17 protein-coding genes and 1 tRNA gene are annotated in these 20131 nt (G+C 70.4%); 8 read left to right on the plus strand and 10 right to left on the minus strand.

Annotated features, from left to right (window positions below; genetic code table 11):
- Positions 1 to 9: 9 nt before the first annotated feature.
- On the minus strand, positions 10 to 813 hold the full coding sequence (locus IPQ09_16700; protein ID MBL0195832.1) for a hypothetical protein: 804 nt from the start codon (positions 811 to 813) through the stop codon (positions 10 to 12).
- A gap of 345 nt (positions 814 to 1158) precedes the next feature.
- Here IPQ09_16700 and IPQ09_16705 point away from each other — a divergent pair, with 345 nt between their 5' ends.
- Positions 1159 to 1929: a hypothetical protein gene (locus tag IPQ09_16705; protein ID MBL0195833.1), complete on the plus strand. Its 771-nt coding sequence runs from the start codon at positions 1159 to 1161 to the stop codon at positions 1927 to 1929.
- A gap of 26 nt (positions 1930 to 1955) precedes the next feature.
- Here IPQ09_16705 and IPQ09_16710 read toward each other — a convergent pair whose 3' ends face one another.
- The 4 genes from IPQ09_16710 to IPQ09_16725 all read right to left on the minus strand — a co-directional run bounded on the left by IPQ09_16710 (position 1956) and on the right by IPQ09_16725 (position 5756).
- Complete coding sequence (locus tag IPQ09_16710; GenBank protein MBL0195834.1) at positions 1956 to 3119, minus strand: hypothetical protein; 1164 nt, start codon at positions 3117 to 3119, stop codon at positions 1956 to 1958.
- Between the two features lie 46 nt (positions 3120 to 3165).
- Entirely contained in the window at positions 3166 to 3417 is a 252-nt protein-coding gene (locus IPQ09_16715) for a hypothetical protein (protein MBL0195835.1), read from the minus strand.
- A 47-nt stretch (positions 3418 to 3464) separates the two neighbouring features.
- Positions 3465 to 5117 (minus strand): hypothetical protein, encoded by a 1653-nt coding sequence (locus IPQ09_16720; protein ID MBL0195836.1) that lies wholly within the window; start codon positions 5115 to 5117, stop codon positions 3465 to 3467.
- Between the two features lie 551 nt (positions 5118 to 5668).
- Positions 5669 to 5756, minus strand: a tRNA-Ser gene (locus IPQ09_16725).
- Positions 5757 to 5855: 99 nt separating this feature from the next.
- Between IPQ09_16725 and IPQ09_16730 the strand changes: the two genes are divergently transcribed.
- Positions 5856 to 6248, plus strand: coding sequence for a VOC family protein (locus IPQ09_16730; GenBank protein MBL0195837.1), 393 nt, complete (start codon positions 5856 to 5858; stop codon positions 6246 to 6248).
- 73 nt (positions 6249 to 6321) lie between these two features.
- Here the strand turns inward: IPQ09_16730 and IPQ09_16735 are convergent, their stop codons facing one another.
- The gene (locus tag IPQ09_16735) at positions 6322 to 6897 is read right to left on the minus strand and encodes a peptidoglycan-binding protein (GenBank protein ID MBL0195838.1); all 576 of its coding nucleotides are present in this window, start codon (positions 6895 to 6897) and stop codon (positions 6322 to 6324) included.
- A gap of 158 nt (positions 6898 to 7055) precedes the next feature.
- Positions 7056 to 8525: an MATE family efflux transporter gene (locus tag IPQ09_16740; GenBank protein ID MBL0195839.1), complete on the minus strand. Its 1470-nt coding sequence runs from the start codon at positions 8523 to 8525 to the stop codon at positions 7056 to 7058.
- A 244-nt stretch (positions 8526 to 8769) separates the two neighbouring features.
- Here IPQ09_16740 and aepX point away from each other — a divergent pair, with 244 nt between their 5' ends.
- From aepX to IPQ09_16765, 5 genes are all read left to right on the plus strand, one after another.
- Positions 8770 to 10398, plus strand: a complete 1629-nt coding sequence (aepX, locus tag IPQ09_16745; protein MBL0195840.1) for a phosphoenolpyruvate mutase — start codon at positions 8770 to 8772, stop codon at positions 10396 to 10398.
- A 14-nt stretch (positions 10399 to 10412) separates the two neighbouring features.
- Positions 10413 to 11555, plus strand: coding sequence for a phosphonopyruvate decarboxylase (gene aepY, locus IPQ09_16750; protein MBL0195841.1), 1143 nt, complete (start codon positions 10413 to 10415; stop codon positions 11553 to 11555).
- 42 nt (positions 11556 to 11597) lie between these two features.
- A complete protein-coding gene (locus IPQ09_16755; protein ID MBL0195842.1) occupies positions 11598 to 12683 on the plus strand; it encodes an aminotransferase class V-fold PLP-dependent enzyme in 1086 nt (361 codons plus the stop codon).
- Positions 12684 to 12801: 118 nt separating this feature from the next.
- A complete protein-coding gene (locus IPQ09_16760; protein MBL0195843.1) occupies positions 12802 to 13893 on the plus strand; it encodes a CDP-alcohol phosphatidyltransferase family protein in 1092 nt (363 codons plus the stop codon).
- A complete protein-coding gene (locus tag IPQ09_16765; GenBank protein ID MBL0195844.1) occupies positions 13890 to 14708 on the plus strand; it encodes an NTP transferase domain-containing protein in 819 nt (272 codons plus the stop codon). Before IPQ09_16760 ends, IPQ09_16765 begins: the two co-directional genes overlap by 4 nt.
- Positions 14709 to 15038: 330 nt before the next feature.
- Here IPQ09_16765 and phnD read toward each other — a convergent pair whose 3' ends face one another.
- Positions 15039 to 15842: a phosphate/phosphite/phosphonate ABC transporter substrate-binding protein gene (gene phnD, locus IPQ09_16770; protein MBL0195845.1), complete on the minus strand. Its 804-nt coding sequence runs from the start codon at positions 15840 to 15842 to the stop codon at positions 15039 to 15041.
- A 174-nt stretch (positions 15843 to 16016) separates the two neighbouring features.
- Positions 16017 to 16526, minus strand: coding sequence for a hypothetical protein (locus IPQ09_16775; GenBank protein ID MBL0195846.1), 510 nt, complete (start codon positions 16524 to 16526; stop codon positions 16017 to 16019).
- 89 nt (positions 16527 to 16615) lie between these two features.
- Here IPQ09_16775 and IPQ09_16780 point away from each other — a divergent pair, with 89 nt between their 5' ends.
- Entirely contained in the window at positions 16616 to 16969 is a 354-nt protein-coding gene (locus IPQ09_16780) for a hypothetical protein (protein ID MBL0195847.1), read from the plus strand.
- 12 nt (positions 16970 to 16981) lie between these two features.
- Here the strand turns inward: IPQ09_16780 and IPQ09_16785 are convergent, their stop codons facing one another.
- Entirely contained in the window at positions 16982 to 20131 is a 3150-nt protein-coding gene (locus IPQ09_16785; GenBank protein MBL0195848.1) for an efflux RND transporter permease subunit, read from the minus strand.

The following is a 20131-nucleotide window of genomic DNA, read 5'->3' on the forward strand; positions in this document are numbered from 1 at the left end:
GAGGATCCGTCACGGAAATCGACCGACGAGGCCGATTCCGACGGTGCCCCCCAGGGCGGGGGTGGTGAACAGGGTCTCCGGGCCGACCGTGATGTTGGTGCGCACGAGCAGCGTCGCGACGTCGGCGGAGGCGCGGAGGGCGACCGGCCCGAAGAGCGCGAGATCGCCGCCCACCCGCGCCCCGAGCGTCCCGAAGGGGCCGACGGTGCGCCGGGCCTGGAGCACGTTCGTTCCGTCGGCCGCGATGGCGCCGGCCGCGCCGACGATGCAGAGGAACCCGCGCCCGAGGTGTCCACACCCGGCGAGCTCACCCAAGCGGACGGCGGTCTCGACCGTACCGACGGCGTAGCGCCCCTCCGCGGGCAGATCGAACCGCCCGCCCGCGACCACCGACCAGGGACCGCGGCGGAGGCTCGCGGTGAGCCGCGCGCCCACCGAAGGCGCAGGCGCGAAGCCCACCCCGGCCACGAGATCGAGGCCGACCGACACGGTCCAGGGCAGCGCGGGGGCGGGCGTGGGGCGAGCGGGAGGCGGGCCCGCGCCGGGCTCGCGCAGAGGCCCCGAGGCGATGGTTGGGCTCGCCGGGCCGGTCGCGGGGGCGGCCGCGGAGCCGTTCGAGCCGTTCGACGTGGGCGCATCGAGCAGAAGGGTCACCGCGAGGACGACGCTGTCGGCCAGATCGCGGCACGTCTCGTCGGTGCTCGCGAGGCTTCGCCGCCCGAGCAGCGTCGAGCGGTCGTCGAACGCCTCCACCTCGGCCGCGAGCTTGTTCTCCTGGCGCTCGTCCAGGCGAAACGCTGCGCGGACGGTCATGTGAGCGTCGTCACGAAACGGGTCGTACCCCAGGCGCTCGGCGACGCGGGACCGCAGCTGCTCGGCGGAGGGACACCGGTCGGCCCCCGGTTCACGCACGTGGAGGAGGCGCGCTTGGGGCCGACTCCACGCCGCGCTCGGGGTCGCGAGGGCCAGGAGACCCACGAGCGCCGCGGTCGCTCGCCCCGCCGAGCGCGCGGCGAGGGAGCCCCTACGGGAGTCGCGGCGCCTCGGCATCGGCCGCAAAGGTAGCCGCAACTCGCCGAACCGAGAACCTGAAGTGAGCCCCGAAGGCGATCCCGCCGCGCCTCGACCCCGCGGGAACGCCGCTGCTAGATTGCGAGCATGTCCGACCGGCTCCGCGCCGCCTACGACGCGCTCAAGGCGCGCGCCCGCGCGCGGGCCGGTCGCCCGGGCGACATCGCGCAGCGGGTGATGGAGCACCACGCGATCTACCAGGACTCGCGGGGCAACCACGCCTTCCCGCTGATCGCGCTCCACGGTGCGCTCTGGGGCTACAACTTCTTCGAGACCACAGGCAAGCTGGGCGAGATCATCTCCTACCGCTACTTCCTCGACGCCGAGGAGAAGGCCACGCGCCACGCCATGCTGAACGCCTTCGCCGAGGGCTTCAAGGCGGTGAACCGCGAGGTGTTCATCGACACCTACACGAACTGGTACTTCACGCGGGAGCACGGGCGCGAACGAGGCGCCGAGGCGCTCGTGAACGGCGCGCTCCTCGAGGCCTTGAACGAGGCGCACGCCGCGCGCGCGGCCGGGCGCGAGCTCGACCTTACCCGCAAGAGACACCTGTTCGTCCAGGCGCTGCACTTCGAACAAGAGCTCACGGTGGCCCCGGGCATCGCCCGCGAGCTCGCGAAGTTCGACTGCCCCATTCTGCGGGCGCTCTGCATGAAGCCGCTCGTGCGATTTGAGTATTTCCCCTTCTGGCGCACGTTCTCGTTCAGCGATTTCTCCAACAAGGAGGAGCGCGTCGAGCGGGCGCTCGAGTCGTTCGATCTGGCCGCCGAGCAGGGCTGGGAGGCCGTGCGCGAGTCGATGCGCGACTACGGCGTGCTGCCCGACACCTTCTTCGCGCCGGCCACGGCTGGTTGAGCTTTCTTCGAGCCCGATCGTCAGCGTTACGGAACGGGGATCGCGAAGTGCACAGCCCAGTTCTCGAGCTTGTCGCCATTTCTGGACTTCGACGCGTCCGAGTCGCGGAGGTTGCCGCGGGGCCCGGTGGTGGCGCCCGCGCGCGCGCCCACGGCGCCGGTCGCCGCGTAGCGAATGGTCTTGCCGGCGCCCACCGGGGCCGCGGAGAGCTTGATGCGCACGGTGTCCGGCCCCTCCAGCGTGACGGCCGTGATCGTGGGCGGCGAGGCGCTGTCGTCGACGTACTCGAAGCCCTTGTTGCCGGGATCGGTGACCGTGGTCGTGTCGAACACCAGCGGCGCGACGGGCACGACGAACTTCACTCGGATCTCGTCGCCGGTCAGGGTGGCCGAGACCGGCCGCAGGGGCTCCCAGCGCCTCCCCTCCAGCACGACCCGCCTATAGACCTTGGCGTAGTACTCGCCCATGTGCCGGTAGCCCGCGGCCGTGAGGTGCACGCCGTCGGGAGCGTATTGGACGTTGTATTTCGGCCCCACGAGGACGATCTTGCCGTTGCTGACGATCGACGCCTCGAGCTGCTGGAGGGGTATCGCGCTCGTGGCCTGTCCGTACTTGGTCCACGAGCTCATCTGCGTGTGAAACATGGGGATGGGCTCGGTCTGACCCGTGATGGCCTTCACCTCGGTCTCGTAGTCTGACTGCCACTCCGCGAGATCGGCCGCGTAGGTGGCGTTCCCGGCGACGTGGTCCGACTCGCCGTGCACGTTGGTTACCGCCCTCACGACGTAGCTCTCCATCGCCGCCGTCGCGATCGTCTTCGCGTCGCGTACTTGGTTTAGGCCGGACGTGAAGGCGGCCGTGCCCTTCTTCAGCCCCACGTAGGCGGTGCCGCCGATCCCGTGGCAGCTGACGAGGAGTCGATGCCGATCGTTCGGCGCCGGGAGCCCAAAGAGCACCTCGGTCTGCGCCACGTCGGCCACCAGGTTCGCGAGCCCGCTCGACATGGTCTCGACGCTCCCCTCCACGAGAGGGAGGAACGACGTCGCGCGCGTCGCGCTCCGCAGCACGCCTGTGTTGAGCATGCGGTTGTCGAAGGGCTGGCTCGTCGACAGAACAGGCGTGCCCTGCGAGCCGACCGAGAGGCTCTGGCCGGTCGAGAGCACGTGGTTCACCGCGTAGAACGTGGGCAAATAGCGGACGGCCGCGTCGGCCGCGTCGACGGCCGCATCGGACGCGTCAGGGGGCCGCGTCCGCGGGGGTGGCGTCGGGAGCTCTCGCGTCGGCCGTGGTCGCGTCGGCGGTCGTGCTCGCGTCGGGCGGCGGCGCGATCGCCGCGTCCACCGGGGGAAAGGTCACCCCGGCGGGCGGCGCCTCGCCCGCGCCACAATGAAGCAGCGCGACCAGCGGGACGAGCGGGACCAGCGCGAGGAGCGGGGCGAGGGAGCGCGGCGGGCCGCCGGAGCGGGGGAGCGTACGGGGCGAGCGCATGGCCCAAGCGTACAGCAATCCCGCCCCTTGTCTCCGCGAACCCCGTCCTACCGGCGGAGGCGCTGACCCACACGCACTCCGAGCTGCGAGAGCGTCGGCGCATAGCCGAAGTCGTCGCGCGCGGGATCGTTCGATTGCGTGGGACAGATGGAGCCCACGACCGATTGGTCGCCGAGGCCCTTCGCCACGCGGAGGTGGCGAATGCCGGGCAGGGCGCGCCCTCGCTCCTGGACCGTGGGAGACGCAGCGCTGCAGAGCGGCGCCGTGGCGCCTGCCGTGCAGTCGCAGACCTCCCGGTTCGCCGGCAGCGAGCAGTCGAGGGGAGTCGCGAGGGCGAACGTGCACGCCGACTGGAGGTCCTGCTTATTCGTGCTCCACTCGCGGCCGTGGACCGGATCGGCGTCGTTCGCCGCGCTCGGCGGGGCGAGGCCGGCGCGAGGCTCCGTCGACTGCACCATGTGGGGATCGAGCCCGGTCGCGTCGTACGCGTCCGGATCGCGCCCCACGAGCTTCGTCCACTCGCCCGCGGTGAGCGGCACCGGCGCGCCCGTCGCCGAGGGCCGCGAGCCGAGCGCCGGGGGCAGCCCCGTGAGGACTGTGAAGAACACGTCGTAGGGAGTCCGCGGCCCGGGCGAGAGGCGACACAGCTCGGCCGAGCCGCTGCTCGGGAGGTCTTTGGCGAAGAGCGGATTACGACACTCGGTCCCGCCGACGTAGTTGCCATTCGCGTCGTGTTCGGTGGCGCCGCGAGAGATCTGCAGGGCGCCGAGGCCGTCGACGTAGCGCTTCACCGGGTACTGCGGATCCACTCCGAAGCGGCGCTTCATGTCGAAGAAGCGCACGTTCATGTCGTCGTCGTTGGGGCCGTAATAGCCGCTGTTCTCCGCGCACCGAGGGTCCGCCGTGACCCTCGGATCGGCGCGGAAGCCGCACGAGGTGCAGTCGGCGGAGGCGGGGTTCTGCGCGCACGCGGTCGTGCCCTTCGGCGCGGTGCTGCCGCCGCGGTTGGGCGATCGCTGCGCACCTGCGATGCCGGCCGACGCGGGAAAGACCATGTTCATGAAGGCCCACCCCTGACCGCCGAGGGCATAGGGGTCGACCGTCGAGTCGTCCTCGTCGGTGAGGAGTATCACGGCGAGCACCGAGTCCTCGCGAAGGAACGCCTTGCGTTGGGCGAGCAGCGTCACGTCGAGGGGCCCGGCGCTCGCCTGATTGCCCGCCCGCACGGGCGCGGCCGGGTCGGGCGCGATGAGGAAGCGGTACATCGACTCGAGGGGCCCCTCGAGCCCGCAGCCGCGCTCTCCCACGCCGCTCACGAGCGTCGCGGTGTCGCGCACGAGCGCGGCGGGCTCGGTGAGCGCGGGCGCCGGCGCACCGGGCGCGAAGGCCAAGAACCCGCCAGGCGCGCTCGCGAGGTTCGGGCGGTTGACGAGCCGCCCCTTGTCGTCGTTCCCCACGGTATCGGGCGCGCAGACGTCGGAGCCCATTCCGCCCAGCGCAGAGGTGATCACGCCGACGTGGAGGTCTTTCACCTGCGGGTGCTCGAGCGCTCCGCTCGCGCACACCCCGTCGACCGAGCGCCCTACGACCGCGCCGGCGGCGTCGACGCACCGTGGCGTCAGCAGTCGCTCGATGAACGTGCCGGCGGAGGCCGCGAGCACGCGCTGCTTCTCGAGCATCGCGCGCGAGTTGTCGACCACGAAGAGTACGTCGACCTTCGACAGCGTGGGCGGGCCCGGGGGCGGCTTCGGCGGGCCGCTGTCCGCGTCGGCTGTGGCGTAGCCGCGTCGAGGGGCGGAGTCGGCGTCACGTCCGCGGAGGCGTCGGGGACCGAGCCGTCGGGAGCGGGCGTGATCGGCGTGGTCCCGCCGCAGTTCACGAGGGGGACGCCCGCGAGGGCGAGGAGAGGCAGCCATCGAAAGATCTTCATGCCCGCGAGAGCAGCATGAAGCGTGCCCCACCGGTCGGCGCGGCTTGTTCCCAGCGCGCGTCCTTGGGGCGGGTGCGAGCGCGCGGGATAACGGCGCGTCCCCGTGCCACTCTGTGCCATGGCTGCCCGGGCCGCGAGGGGCGCTCGTCGTCGTGTGGGAAGGGTCCTTCGACATACTCGCGCCGGCGACCGCGTCAGGAGTGGTCGCGCTGCGGACGGCGAGACGGAGAGGTCACCAAGCGACGTGACCGTCGACGACGGTGCCGCCGGACGCGGACTTGCGCCGTTCGGCCTCAAGGGCAGGCGTCTCAAGAACTACTGCGGAGAGGGCGGGATTCGAACCCGCGGCAGGCTTTTGACCCGCGCTCCCTTAGCAAGGGAGTACCTTCGGCCACTCGGTCACCTCTCCAAAGGCCGCCCTGCACTTAGCCGCTGGCGCGCCGGCGCGCAAGGGCTTCCTGCTTCGGCCGACCGCTCGCCCCCGCGCGCGTTCCCCAAGAGAACCTCCATGCTCGTGCGTCACACACTCACCATCCTCGCCGTCGAGCGCCTGGCCGAGAGCGTCGCGTTCTACCGCGCCGCCTTCGCGTGGCCGGAGGCCGTCGAGACCCCCGTCTACGTCGAGCTCGCGCTGCCCGGCGGCCAGCGCCTGGGCCTCTACGAGCGCGAGGCCTTCGGCCGGAACACGGGGCAAGTGCCCGCGCGCGTGCCCGCGGGAGCGCTCTCGACCACCGAGCTCTACCTCCACGCCGACGACCTCGAGGCCGCCATCGCCGCGCTCGAGGCCGCGGGGGCGCGCTGCCTCAGCCCTCGCGCCCCGCGCCCGTGGGGCGACGAGGCGGCGTACTTCGCCGATCCCTCGGGCAACGTGCTCGTGGTCGCGCGCGCGCTCGGCGCGTAGCCCAGAGCCCGCACGAAAAGAGAACGGCCCGCGCGAGCGTGGCTCGGCGGGCCGTCCGTACCTGCGTGGCGAACTAGAAAATCTTCTTTACCGTGCTCCAGATGGTCTTGCCGATCGTGGGCAGCGGGAACGCCACCGCCGCGAGCGTCGACACGAAGCCGCTCGGCTCCGGGGGCGGGGGCTCCTCGGCCTTCGCCTGCTCGATGACCTCCTCGGGGATCTCCGGCGTCTCCTCCGTGATGAGCGACGCCTCCACCTGCTCGGGCTCGATGGCGAAGCCCGGCAGCAGCGCGAGGGTCTGCGGGCCCGCGAAGCCGTCGGCCTCGAGGCCGTTCTGCTCTTGGAACTGCTTGACCGCGGCCTCGGTGCCCGGGCCGAACTTGCCGTCGGCGTCGACGCCGAGGGCCTCTTGGAGGCGGCGCACCTGCTCGCCGCGGAGCGGCTTGTGCAGGATCACGAGCTGCGGGAGCTCGAGCGCCATGAAGGTGTCAGGGCCCGCGACGCCGTCGACCTGGAGGCCGTTGTTGCTCTGGAACTCGCGCACGGCCGCCTCGGTGTTGGGGCCGAAGATCCCGTCGGCCGTGAGGCCGAGGCGCTCTTGAAGAATTCGGACCGGCTCGCCAGAGAGCCCACGTCGCAACATCGCCATTGGATCGCTCCTCCTCGGGGCGCGAGAACGCCGCGCCGCACGGGCAGAACGGTGCCAGCGTCCCCCTCGCTCTGCAAGCGTGAGCGCGCGCCGGTGCGCACGCGGGTGAGGTCTCGGGACCTCGGGCGGCCGGCTGTTACCCGGCTGTTACCCCGCTGTTACCCCGAGGCGGGCGCGGCCGCCGTCTCCCTCGGAGCGGGCTCTGGCGCGACGGTCAGCCACTTGCGGCGCGCGTAGATCGCCCCGTAAACGAGCGCCCCGGCGAACGCCGTCGCGGTCACGCACCCGAAGAGGGCGTTGAGCCGCATGTGGACGAGCAGCACCCCCGCGAGGCACACCGGCAGCTGGAAGCCCACGAGCACGCCGAGGTCGATGCGGAACGCGAGCTTGGCGGCGCGCGCGCCCGCCATCGCGTTGCCGAGCACGATGCCCACGCCGAGCCCCACGTAGCTCGGCGCGACGATGTGCAGGTACTCGAGGCCTATGGCGACGGGCGCGTCGTCCTTGCCGAAGAACCGCAGCACGCGCTCGGCGTGGACCGAGAGGAGCGCGAGGAACGCGAGGTTCATCGCGGCGTCGTAGGCCGCGGCGAGGAGGCCGGCGCGGCTCGCGCGATCGAGCTTGCCCGCCCCCAGGTTCTGCCCCACGAAGGTCTGCGCGGCGCCGCCCCAGCCCATCGCCACGAAGAGCGCGACGGAGTCGACGCGGAAGACGAGGCCCATCGCCGTGGTCGCGGTCTGATCGGTCTCGGTCGAGTAGAACCGCGCGACCAGCGAATTGATCAGCAACATCGCAGTGATGCGAAGCACGAACTGCGCGCTCGTGGGCCACGCGAGCGCCATCAGCTCGCGGATGGCGCGGGCGTCGGGGCCGCGCGCGCCCTTGGCCGGCAGGATGTCGAAGCGCCGCGCGAGCACGAGGAAGCTCGGCGCGAGCACGAGCGCCCGCGCGACGACGGTGGCCCAGGCCGCGCCCTCCATGCCCATGGCCGGCACGCCGGAGAGCTGCGCGAGCCTCGCGCCCCACGCGAGGCCCTCGTTGGGCGCGACCGGCCCGAAGAGGCACACCACCGCGAACACCACGTTGAACACGTTGCCGAGCACGAGGAGCGCCACGGGCGTCTTCGACGAGCCGAGCGCCCGCTGGATGCTCGTCAGCTGCAGCAGCATGAACATCGTGCCGCTGCCCGCGAGGATGACGCGGAGGTAGCGCGTCGCCACGTCGGCGACCGCGCCCTTCAGGCCGATCACGCTCGACGCGATCGGGCCCGCGACCGCGCCCAGAACACCGAAGAGCAGCGAGAGCCCGGCCACGACGATGAACGACTGCCAGGCCGCGCGCTTGACCGCCTCGGCGTCGCCCTTGCCCTTGTGGTGCGACACCAGCGTGGCGGCCGCCGTCGACACGCCATAGCTGAAGATCGTGCCCACGGCGGCGAGCTGATCGCACACGCCGAGCGCGCCCACCGCCGGCCCCACCTCGGCCTTCGGGAGCTGCGCGATGAGGTACGCGTCGACCAGGTTGAACGAGGTCTGCAGGATGGCGCCCACCGCGAGCGGGATGCCGAAGCGGAACACCTCCCACGCGAGGGGCCCCTCCAGAATGCGCGCGCTGGCCCGATCGTCCATGGCCGCTCGCCGTACCACGGCTCGCGCGCCCGCGCCTCTCTCCGTCGGGCGCGGTCGCGTCCGGTGGACACGTCCGCGCCGCGCGCGCGTCCGGCAGGAGCGTCGTCAGGAGCGTCGTCAGGAGCGTCGTCAGGTGCGTCAGGCGTTGCGCACTCGGCCGACGGGTTCGTTCTTGACGCTGCGCGTTTGGAATCAACGCGTCTCATTCGGTGCTAAGTGCGGGACCCACCACCCCGAGGCTCCCATGGCTCCCACGACCCCGAAGAAGACCACCCAACTCAAGCAGCTCATCACTCGCCCGGAGCTCGCGTTCCTGATGGAGGCGCACAACGGGCTCTCCGCGAAGGTCGCGGAGGAGGCCGGCTTCGAGGGCATTTGGGGCAGCGGTCTGTCCATCTCGGCGGCGCTCGGCTGCCGCGACAACAACGAGGCGAGCTGGACGCAGGTGCTCGAGGTCGTGGAGTTCATGGCCGACGCCGCGCGCATCCCCATCTTGCTCGACGGCGACACCGGCTACGGCAACTTCAACTCGATGCGCCGCCTCGTGCGCAAGCTCGAGCAGCGCGGCTGCGCGGGCGTGTGCATCGAGGACAAGATCTTCCCGAAGACGAACAGCTTCATCCGCGGCACGGCCCAGCCGCTCGCCGAGATCGACGAGTTCGCGGGCAAGATCAAGGCGGGCAAAGAGGCGCAGTCGGACGACGACTTCGTGATCGTCGCGCGCGTCGAGGCCTTCATCGCGGGCTGGGGCCTGGAGGAAGCGCTGAAGCGCGCCGAGGCGTACCGCCTGGCCGGCGCCGACGCGATCCTCATCCACTCGGCGCTCCGCTCGCCGAGCGAGATCTTGTCGTTCAAGAAGGAGTGGGGGGACCGCCTGCCGGTCGTGATCGTGCCCACGAAGTACTACACCACGCCGACCGAGGTGTTCCGCGACGCGGGCTTCTCCACGGTGATCTGGGCGAACCACGCGATGCGCTCCGCGCTCACCGCGATGCAGCGCACGGCCAAGCGCATCTTCGAGGAGCAGAGCCTCCTCAACGTGGAGAGCGAGGTCGTCACCGTCGCCGAGGTGTTCCGCATCCAAGGCGAGGACGAGCTCGCGCAGGCCGAGAAGCTCTACCTGCCCAAGCACGGCCAGTCGACGCGCGCGATCGTGCTCGCCGCCTCGCGCGGCTCGGAGCTCGGCGACCTCACGAAGGACAAGCCGAAGGCGATGGTCGACGTGAAGGGGCAGCCCATCCTTGCCCACATCGCGGGCACGTACCGCGAGGTCGGCGTGAAGGACATCACCGTCGTGCGCGGCTACAAGAAGGAGGCCTTCGGCATCACGAGCCTCACGTACGTCGACAACGACACGTTCGACACCACGCAGGAGGTGGCGTCGCTCGCGCGCGCGAAGGCGTCCCTCGCGGGGCAGACGATCGTGTCGTACGGCGACGTGCTCTTCAAGAAGTACATCGTCCAGGAGCTCGCCGAGACCACCGACGATTTTGTGATCTGCGTCGACGCGAACTGGCGCGAGAGCCGCAACAAGGGCCGCGTCGCCGACTTCGTCACCTGCTCGCAGCCGAACTCGAAGCGCGCGTTCCTCGAGAAGGTCACCCTGAAGGACTTCGTCGGCGACGGCGAGCGCGGCGACGTGACGGGCGAGTGGATGGGCTTCCTCAAGCTGAGCGAGGCGGGCGCCGCCGCGCTGAAGGCGCTGCTCGAGCGCCTCGAGGGCGAGGACAAGGCGCGCTTCGACGCCATGAAGATGCCGGATCTCCTCCGCCTCGTGCTGAAGGAGGGCCACGATATTCGTGTACTCTACACCACGGGCCACTGGCTCGACGTCGACAGCGTGGAGGACGTGGTCCTCGGCGCGAGCTTCTGAGGAGGGACCCCGCCATGATCACCGCCGAGTCGTTCCTCGTGGCCGCGAAGGCCCACGGTTTCTCGCTCTACACGGGCGTGCCCTGCTCGTACCTCAAGCCGTTCATCAACTACGTCATCGACGCGCCCGACCTCGACTACGTGGGCGCCACGAACGAGGGCGACGCGGTCGCGATCGCCTCGGGCGCCGAGCTCGGTGGCCGCCGCTCGGTGGTCATGTTCCAGAACTCGGGCTTCGGCAACACGGTGAACCCGCTCACCTCGCTGAACATGATCTTCGACATCCCGGTGCTGGTCATCACCACGCTCCGCGGCGAGCCCGGCGGCCCGAAAGACGAGCCTCAGCACGCGCTCATGGGGCAGATCACCACCGGCCTGTTCGACCTCATGCGCATCCCCTGGGAGTACTTCCCCGACGAGGAAGCGGCGATCGGCCCGTGCCTCGAGCGGGTGACCAAGCACATGTCCGAGAAGAAGCAGCCGTACGGCCTCGTCATGCGGAAAGACGCCGTCGCCTCGCACAAGCTGCGCTCGAAGGCCGAGGCGAAGGCCCTCTCGGCCGCGAAGCTCGCGTCCGAGTTCGCGTGGCCGGCGGAGCGACCCTCGCGCACCGAGGCGCTCGCGGCGGTGCAGGGCGCGCTCCGGCCTGGCGACGTCGTCGTCGCGACCACGGGCTACACGGGGCGTGAGCTCTACGCGCTCGACGACAAGCCGTGCCAGCTCTACATGGTGGGCAGCATGGGGTGCGCGGGCAGCTTCGGGCTCGGCCTCGCGCTCGCGCAGCCGAAGCGCCGCGTGATCGTGCTCGACGGCGACGGCGCGGCGCTCATGCGGCTCGGCGCGCTCGCGACGCTCGGCTTCGAGCGGCCCGCGAACCTGCTGCACGTCCTGCTCGACAACGAGCTCCACGAGTCGACCGGCGGACAGTCCACGGTGACCCACTCGGTCGACAGCGCGCTCGTCGCGGCGGCCTCTGGCTACCCGCGCGTAGAGCGCGTGACCACCGCCGAGGCGCTCGCGGCGCTCGTCGCCGCGCCCACGACCGAGCTCACCTTCGCGCACGTGAAGATGAAGCCTGGCGCGCCGGCCGATCTCCCGCGGCCCACCGTCACGCCCATCCAGGTCAAAGAGCGCCTCGCCGCGTACATGTTGGGCTGAGCGCAGGCTCCGCAGCACCACGCCAACACCAGAGGAAGTCACATGAAGCTGCTCAACCCGGGGCCCGTCACGCTCACCGCGCGCGTCCGCGAGGCCATGCTCCGCCCCGACCTCTGCCACCGTGAGGTCGAGTTCGCCGCGATGTGCACGCGCATCCTCGAGCGCCTGCGCCGCGTCTATCCGGAGGCCGCGGCGCGCTACGTGCCCGTGCTGCTCACGTCCTCGGGCACGGGGGCGGTCGAGGCCATGCTCTCGCTCGTCCCGCGGGCGGAGCAGAGCGGCGGCAAGAAGGTGCTCGTCGTCGCCAACGGCGTGTACGGCGAGCGCGCGGCGGCCATGCTCACGGCGCAGGGAAAAGCACACGACGTGGTCACCTCCGCGTGGACCGCGCCGATGGACCTCCCGGCCGTCGAGCGCGCCCTCGCGAGCGGCGCCTACGGCCACGTGTTCGCGGTGCACCACGAGACCACGACGGGGCGGCTCAACGATCTCGACGGACTCGGTGCACTCTGCAAGAAGTTCGGCGTGAAGCTCTTGCTCGACGCGGTGTCGAGCTTCGGCGGTGAGCGCCTCCGCTTCGACGAGTGGAACCTCGAGGCGTGCGCGGCCACCGCCAACAAGTGCCTCCACGGCGTGCCGGGCGTCGCGTTCGTGCTCGTCGACGAGGCGGTGTTCACCGAGCGTACGTCGGGCGCCACGAGCGTGTACCTCGACCTCTTCCGCTACCGGAAGGAGCAGAAGAACGGCTTCTCTCCCTTCACCCAGGCGGTGCAGGCGATGTACGCGCTCGAGGAGGCGCTGTGCGAGCTCGAGGACCAGGGCGGCTGGGAGAGGCGTCACCAGAAGTACGCAGCGCTGGCCGGCCAGGTGCGCGAAGGGCTCTTCGCACTTGGCATACGCCCCTTCCTCGAAGACGCCGAGAGCTACGGCTCGACCCTCGCGAGCTACCGGCTCCCGGCGGGCCTCGCCTACGACCACCTCCACGATCACCTGAAACGCGCAGGGTTTATCGTGTACGCCGGCCAGGGGCCGTTCTCGGGCGAGATGTTCCGGGTGGCGGTCATGGGCGACGTCGACGCCGCCGACATGGCGCGGCTGCTCGTTGAGATCCAGGCGGCGATGGCGTGAAGCTTGCGTAGCTCCTCGGCATGCCGCCGAGGATCCTCGCCGCTCTGCAACCGTTTGAGGTGGTCTCTCGCGCGACGCGTGCTAACCAACCGGCGCCTCGCGTCGGCGAGCGGACCTGATGACCCCATCGATCGACACCATGGAGACCAGCGCCGAGGGCGGCGCCCACGCCTCGCTCGGCCGAGCGGCTCTCGAGAGCGGCACGTTCGATCTCGAAGCCGACCGCGAGCCCACGGACGCGCCGTCGCCGGCGCTCGCGCCCTACGACGCCGCCGAGGTCGACGCCATCCTCTCCGAGATGACCGACCCGATGAACCGGTATTACCGCTACCCCGTGGCGAAGGCGATGCTCCCGGTCTTCATGCGGTTGCCCTTCACGCCCAACCACATCACGGCGTTCCACGCGTGCATTGGTATCGCCGCGGGTGTGCTCATCGCGCGTGGCTCTCCCCGCGAGCTCGTGGCCGCCTTCATCCTCGCTGAAGCGAGGATGATCTTCGACTGCCTCGACGGCGTGGTCGCCCGCGCGAAGAAGCTCGCGTCGCCCTATGGCCGCACGATCGACGAGATGGGCGACGGCGTGGGCTACGTGGGCATGCAAGTCGGCGCGCTCGTGCATATCCACCGCCACGCGCCCGGCGAGAACCTGGTCTTCATGCTCGCCGCGGGCCTGCTCGTACCCGGCTGGATGGCGATGACCTACGACTACTACAAGCGCACCTTCGGGAGCCTCTTGAAGGGCACGAACGACGGCCCGGCCGAAGAGCTCGTGCGCCGCAGCGCCAAGCTCGCTCGCGACGGCCAGGGCGGGGTCGTGGTGCGCTTCGCCCTCGTCTTCGAGTGGCTCCAGACCGCCCTCCTCGCGCCCTCCTCGATCCCCTCGCTCCTCGAGCGCATCCGCCGGGAGACCGACCGGCCCGGCGCGGGCTGCGAGGACCCGTCGCTCGTCGCGCTGGCCGCGGGTGCGCGGCGCCGCGCGCGCTCGCCGGGCTTCCGGCGCCTGCTCCGCTTCGCCTCCATCGTGACCGGCGACAACGCGATCACCTTCTTCAACTTCGGTCTCCTCACGTTCGCCGTCGCGGCGGTCGAGAAGACGATGATCGCCGCCGGCTTCACCACCTTCCTCGTCGTCTCGCTCACCTGCGCGAGCTGGCTCCGTCGCGGCGCCGAGCCCGCGCCCCCCAGTTCCAGGCCGGCCGAGGCCAAATGAGCGGTATCGACAAGGCGGTCGTGCTCGCCGCCGGCCTCGGAAACCGCATCTCGGCGGTCGCCCGCGACGTGCCGAAGCCTCTGCTGCCGCTCTCCGGCGAGCGCGGCTCGTCGCCCACGTTTCTCGATTGGCACTTCCGCGCCCTCGAGCGCGCCGGCTGCAAAGAGGCCTATTTCGTCGGGAACGCGCGCACCTTTGGCACGCCGCTGCCCAGCTCCAAGACCATGCAAGCTGCATGGATCCTGAACCCCACCGAAGACGTCTCCACCTCTGGGAGCGGTCACTCCACCTGGTTTGCGTGGAAGAGCGAGCACCGTATCCTCGACGGGCGCTCGCGTGTCGTGCTGATGGACGCCGACGTGCTCTACGATCCGCGCGCGTTCGACGTGCTCGCGGCCCACCCGTCGCCTCGCTCCAAGACGCTCGTTTGTACCGAGTTCCGGAACACGCAAGAAGAGGTGCTCGTCTTCGCCGATCCGGCCACGCCCGAGGTGCCGCGGTACCACGGGAAGGGCATGCTGGAGACCCCCATGACCGCGAGCGTCCGGTGCGTGGGCGAGGCCACCGGCATCCTGCTGTGGGAGCCCGGAGACCACGACGCGCTCGCGCGCGTCACCGAGTGGGTCGTGCGCTACTCCACCGCGAAGGCGCGCAGCGAGCACGAGGACATCACCCAGCGCATGATGCTCGCCGACCGGATGCACGTGGCCGGGCTCGGGCCCGACGTGCCGTTCATGGAGTGCGACACCCCGGACGAGTACGAAGTGCTCACGCGGGACATGTACCCGCGGCTGCGGGCGACGCTCGGCTTCTAGGGGGGTTGGGGGCGGTACGGAGTTGGGGAGTGCGAGGGCGTTCCCCCTCGCGTACCCCCCTCTGTCTCGTCGGGCGTTCCCCCTCGCGCACACCCCCTGCGTGTCTTGCGTTCCTCGCGTGGGGCGGTACGGCGTGGACGTCGAGTGCGAGGGCGTCACCCCCCTGTTTGGTCGTCGGGCGTTCCTCGAGCGGGGCGGTACGGAGTTGGACGTCGAGTGCGAGGGCGTTCCCCCTCGCGCCCCCCCTGTTGGTCGGGGCGGTACGGAGTTGGGCGTCGAGTGCGAGGGCGTTCCCCCTCGCGCCCCCTCCCTGTTTGGTCGTGAGCAGACTCAGTCAAAGAGCCCGGCGGCGTTCGCTTCGGTGAGCGACGCGCGGAGCGCGGCGTAGCCGCTGGTCGGCGCGTCGGTGAACCGGTCGGCCCCGAAGATGGCCTTCACGTCCGCCTTCGGCTCCCCCGCGCACGCCGCCTTGAAGGCCTCGGCGATCCGGGTCTTCAGGTCGGTCGGGAGGGCCGGGCGCACGCAGATGAGGTCGGCGGGCACCTCGCCAAACGTGCGTAATACACGCATCGCCACGCCGTCGACCAGCGTCCACGAACCCTCGACGCCCTCTTCGCCGCTCGCCTTGGGCCTCGCGTGCGTGCCCGTCACGTCGGCCGCGCCGTCGATCACGGCGCGAATCGCGGCGCTGTGCGAGCCGTGGAACGCCTCGACGCGGAACAGGTTCCGCGGATCGACGCCCAAGTTCTTCAGGCCGACCCGCGGGACCACGAAGCCGCTCGCGCTCCAGGCGTCGACCCAGGCTGCGCGCGCGCCCCGGAGATCCTCGAGCGACTCGATGGTGGAGTCGGAGCGCACCACGAGCGCCGACTTATAGCCCGTCTGGCGCCCGCGCTCGAGCGCCAGCAGCGCCTCGACCTTCTCCGGGGGCAGCTTCACGAACGCCACGGGCGGCAGCCACGCCACGTCCACCTTCCCGGACTCCACTTCGCGGGCGAGCGCCTCGTAGCCGCCGCAGAAATGAAGGGACATCGGCACGCCCAGTCGCTCGCTCATCCACGCGCGCAGTCGCTCGGAGGCCTCCCGGGTGCTCTCTTCCTGGGCGAAGTATCCGAAGGTCAGCGTGTCCGTCATGCCAGCTCCTCGCGGTCGTCTCGTCGGTCGGCCCCCAACCCGTGCGCGCGGTACCGGCTCTACCGGAGCCGCGCCCGCCGGAAGTATAGGAGCGTTCGGAGCGTACGCCGCGCCGGAAATGAATGTATTACGCACGTATTGTGCGGGTATCGAGCGCGGGCCTGAGGCGAGCGCTCAGAGCCCCATCTGCGCGTACACGCCCAGCGCCACGTTGCCCTTCTCCTTGTCGTTCACGTAGAGCGCGCGATAGTCGAACAGATCGAGGGGGCGGAAGGCGGCGAGGCCCGCGGCGGTCCGGGGGTGTCCGTACTTCTGCGCGACGTCCTTCCGCAGATCGCCGTCGATCGCCGCGCCGCCGAGCATGGAGTTCACCTTCGTGTAGATGAATTTGGAGCGCGCCGCCTCCACCGTCCAGACCAGCACGACGTCGAAGGCCTTCTTCGTTGCGGCGGACCAGGGGGCCCCCGAGTAGTCGGTGGCGAGCGCGTTCTGGAACGTGAGCGTCGTGAGCGCCCCGATCGCGCCCGCGTAGCTCACCTCGGCCGGCGCGAGCACGCGGAGGGCGGCGGCCGGCCCAGCCGCCGTCGCGCCGTTCGTGAGCTGCGTGAGGTAGAGGTTCGTGATCGCCCCCTCCTGCACCACGCAGTGAAATCGCGTGAAGCCCATCGCGGCGGCGCACGGCACGACCCTGTCGGGCAGCCTGCCCCCCGTTCGCCCTCGACTGCCCGTTCGAGGGCCGCGGCTCGCCGGCCGCCGAGGTCCCCATCCTGCACATGCACGGCACGAAGGACGCCCTCGTGCCGTTCGCGAAGGGCCTCCAGCAGCGCGACGCCGCGGTCGCCGCGTGGTCGCTCGGCGCGCCGGTCGTGGTCTCGTCCGACGCGCTCCACGAGCGCACGCGCTACCTCAGCCCGAAGGGCACGGCGTACGAATTTCTGCGCCACGACACCGAGGTCACGCCGCCGCTCTTCCCGCTGCTACTGCGCGGGCACTGCGTCCCCGGGGGCGCCGACCAGCCCGGCGCGGGCGCGCCCGGGCAGACCCTCTTCTTCAGCTGCAAGCCGCCCGCGGCGGTGGCGTGGGGTGACGTGGTCCTCCGGTTCTTCAAGGACCACCCGCGTCCCTGAGCCGCGCTCGGCTCAGGCCTCTCCTCTGACTCGGAATGACGGCGGAGGCCGCAGGGAAGGCGTCCCGTGCGCCACGTCGGGGGCGAGCCAAGCGTAGACGACAGGGAGCACGATGAGCGTGAGCACGGTGGCGCTCAGCAGCCCACCGATCACCACGGTGGCGAGCGGCCGTTGCACCTCCGATCCGGGCGCGGTGGAGAGCGCCATGGGGACGAACCCGAGTGAAGCTACGAGCGCAGTGGTGAGCACCGGGCGCAGCCTCAGCTCAGTGGCCTCTCGGATCGCGCCGAGGTGTGTGCTCCCGGCCGCCTCGAGGTCCCGCGCGAACGAGACGAGCACGAGGCCATTCAGCACCGCGACCCCGAAGAGGGCGATGAAGCCGACGCCAGCGGAGATGGAGAAGGGAATACCGCGAACCGCGAGCGCCACGACACCCCCGACGGTGGCGAACGGCACGTTCGAGAACATGAGCGCGGCGAGCCTCGCGGACCGAAATGCGAGCCAAAGCAGGAACCCGATGAGCCCGAGCGCAATTGGCACGACGATCATCAGGCGCCCTCGCGCTTCTTCGTAGTGCTCGAACTGACCTCCCCACTCGGCGCGGTAGCCGACGGGGAGCTTCTGCGCCCTCTCCACGGCGGCGCGTGCCTCGTTCACCACGGTGGTGAGATCGCGCCCGCGCACGTTGAACTCGACGGTGAGACGGCGGGACTGGCTCGCTCGGCTCACCTGCGCGGGGCCGGTCACGAAGACGATGTCGGCCACGTCACCGAGAGGGACGACCTGACCGCTCACGGTTCGCAGCGGCAAGGTCCGCAGCGGCGCGGCGTCACCGTCGTACGCGTGGCGCGTCTTCACGACCATCGAGAAGCGCCGTTCGCCCTCCAGCACCTGGCCGACCGAGAGCCCCACCGACAACGTCTCGGTGAGCTGGTTCACGTCTTGTACCGTGAGCCCGTACCGCGCCAGCTTGCGGCGATCAGGTACGATACGGAGGTACCGGAGGCCCGCCACTTGTTCGACGCGCACGTCCGCGGCGCCCGGCACGCGGCGAATCGTCTTCGCCGCGACGTCACCGAGACGCGCGAGCTCGTCCAGATCGGTCCCATAGAGGAGCAAGGCGACGTCTGAGCGAACGCCGGCCACGAGCTCGTTCGTGCGCATTTGAATGGGCTGCGAGACACCGCCGGCGACCTCCGGAGTCTCTCTCTCGACCGTCTCGGAGACCTGCTTCGCCAGGTCCTCTCTCGTGAGGCCTCTTCGCCACTCGGAGCGATCGGCGAGCAACATGTAGACGTCCGATTGCTCGAGCCCCATCGGATCGGTAGCGATCTCCGGCGCTCCCGCCCGCGATACGGCGTGCTTCACTTCGGGAATCTTGAGCAAGGCCCGCTGGAGCTCGGTGTCCGTCCGGATCGTCTCGCTGAGCGCAGCGCCCGGCAACCGCCGCGCTTCCACGAGCAGGTCCCCTTCGTCGAGCTGCGGAATGAACTCGGCGCCGAGCCGGCTCCCGCACGCGACGGCCACGCCGAGCATGGCCACGGCAAAGCCAACGGCGAGCCCGCGGCGTTTGAACGCATGTCCGAGCAACGGCACGAAAGTCGCGTGTATCCTGCTTAGTAGCCATGTCTCCTTGTGCTCCCTCCGAGGCACGAGCACGAGGCTCGCGAGGACGGGAATCAAGGTGAGCGAGAGCAGAAACGCCCCCGCGAGCGCGAGGAGCACGGTCGTGGCCATCGGGCGGAACATCTTCCCCTCGATTCCACTGAGCGTGAGAAGTGGCAGGTAGACGATCGCGAGGATGGCCTCTCCGAAGAGGCTCGCGGAGCGAACCTCGAGCGTCGCGGACTCGACCACGGTCGTGCGCTCCTCCGGGGTAAGCTCCCGCCCACGGTCGCGGCGCGCCTCCGAGAGCCTCCGTTCGGCGTTCTCCACGATTATCACCGCGCCGTCCACGAGCAGCCCGAAGTCGATGGCACCGAGGCTCATCAGGTTCCCCGACAGACCGAGCGCGTTCATGGCCGCGATCGCGAAGAGGAGCGAGAGCGGGATCACGATCGCGACGACGAGGCCCGCCCGGAGATCGCCGAGGAGTGCGAAGAGCACCAAGATGACCAGCGCAGCACCCTCAGCCAGGTTCATGCCGACGGTCCCGGTCGTGCGGTTCACTAGCACCGAGCGATCGTAGAAAGGTACGAGCTTCGTGCCCGGAGGGAGCGAGGGCTCGATGGCCGCGAGCTTCGCCTTCACGGCGGCCGTGACTGTGCGCGAGTTCTCGCCGAGGAGCATCATGGCGACGCCGAGCACGGTCTCACCCTTGCCGTCGCGCGAAGCCGCCCCGCGCCGGAGTCGCGCGCCGAAGTGGACGTCGGCGACGGACGCGAGGGTGATGGGAACACCCTCCGTGGTCGCCGCCAAGACGACGTTCCTCAGATCGTCGAGGCTGCGTACGAGGCCGTCGGTGCCTATGACCACGTGCTCGCGATTGGCCTCGAGGTAGCCGCCTCCCGCGTTGGCGTTGGCCATGCGCAGGGCGTCGATGACCTGCGCCGTGGAGAGCCCCGCGGCCTGCATTCGCCCAGGGTCGAGTTCGATCTGGTACTGTCGGTCTTCCCCTCCGAAGCTGTTAACCTCGACGATGCCAGGGACAGCGCGAAGGGCGGGCGCAACTTGCCAGTCAAGCACCTCCTCGCGCTCCATGAGCGTGAGGGATTCGTTCTCGACCGTGAACTGGTAAATTTCACCGAGCCCCCCGGAGTTCGGCCCCATCTCCGGCTTCCCATAACCCTCGGGGATGGCCTCTTGGGCTTCGCGCATGCGCTCGTTGACCTGCTGCCGCGCGAAGTAGATGTCCGTGCCGTCCTGGAATACGACGGTCACGACCGAGACGCCGTACTTGGAGATGGACCGCACCTCCGTCGTCTTCGGAATTCCAGCCATCGCGCGCTCGACCGGAATGGTCACGATCTTCTCCATCTCGGTCGGCCCTAGCGCGGGCGAGGCCGTGATCACCTGCACCTGGACGTTGGTGATGTCCGGGACGGCGTCGACGGGGAGCGTCGTGGCGGCGCGCAGGCCGATCGCAAGAAAGAGCAGGGTCGCGAGCAAGACGACCGCGCGATTTCGTAGGGCGAACGCGACAATGAAGGCGAGGACGGCCAT

The organism is Myxococcales bacterium, assembly GCA_016720545.1.
Lineage (GTDB): Bacteria > Myxococcota_A > Polyangia > Polyangiales > Polyangiaceae > JAAFHV01.

Bases quoted from the DNA above. Each gene is read 5' to 3' on its own strand.
- IPQ09_16700 (MBL0195832.1), bottom strand. From the start codon at position 813: ATGACCGTCCGCGCAGCGTTTCGCCTGGACGAGCGCCAGGAGAACAAG.
- IPQ09_16705 (MBL0195833.1), top strand. From the start codon at position 1,159: ATGTCCGACCGGCTCCGCGCCGCCTACGACGCGCTCAAGGCGCGCGCC.
- IPQ09_16715 (MBL0195835.1), bottom strand. From the start codon at position 3,417: ATGCGCTCGCCCCGTACGCTCCCCCGCTCCGGCGGCCCGCCGCGCTCC.
- IPQ09_16730 (MBL0195837.1), top strand. From the start codon at position 5,856: ATGCTCGTGCGTCACACACTCACCATCCTCGCCGTCGAGCGCCTGGCC.
- IPQ09_16735 (MBL0195838.1), bottom strand. From the start codon at position 6,897: ATGGCGATGTTGCGACGTGGGCTCTCTGGCGAGCCGGTCCGAATTCTT.
- IPQ09_16740 (MBL0195839.1), bottom strand. From the start codon at position 8,525: ATGGACGATCGGGCCAGCGCGCGCATTCTGGAGGGGCCCCTCGCGTGG.
- aepX (MBL0195840.1), top strand. From the start codon at position 8,770: ATGGCTCCCACGACCCCGAAGAAGACCACCCAACTCAAGCAGCTCATC.
- aepY (MBL0195841.1), top strand. From the start codon at position 10,413: ATGATCACCGCCGAGTCGTTCCTCGTGGCCGCGAAGGCCCACGGTTTC.
- IPQ09_16755 (MBL0195842.1), top strand. From the start codon at position 11,598: ATGAAGCTGCTCAACCCGGGGCCCGTCACGCTCACCGCGCGCGTCCGC.
- IPQ09_16760 (MBL0195843.1), top strand. From the start codon at position 12,802: ATGACCCCATCGATCGACACCATGGAGACCAGCGCCGAGGGCGGCGCC.
- IPQ09_16765 (MBL0195844.1), top strand. From the start codon at position 13,890: ATGAGCGGTATCGACAAGGCGGTCGTGCTCGCCGCCGGCCTCGGAAAC.
- phnD (MBL0195845.1), bottom strand. From the start codon at position 15,842: ATGACGGACACGCTGACCTTCGGATACTTCGCCCAGGAAGAGAGCACC.
- IPQ09_16780 (MBL0195847.1), top strand. From the start codon at position 16,616: ATGCACGGCACGAAGGACGCCCTCGTGCCGTTCGCGAAGGGCCTCCAG.
- IPQ09_16785 (MBL0195848.1), bottom strand. From the start codon at position 20,131: ATGGCCGTCCTCGCCTTCATTGTCGCGTTCGCCCTACGAAATCGCGCG.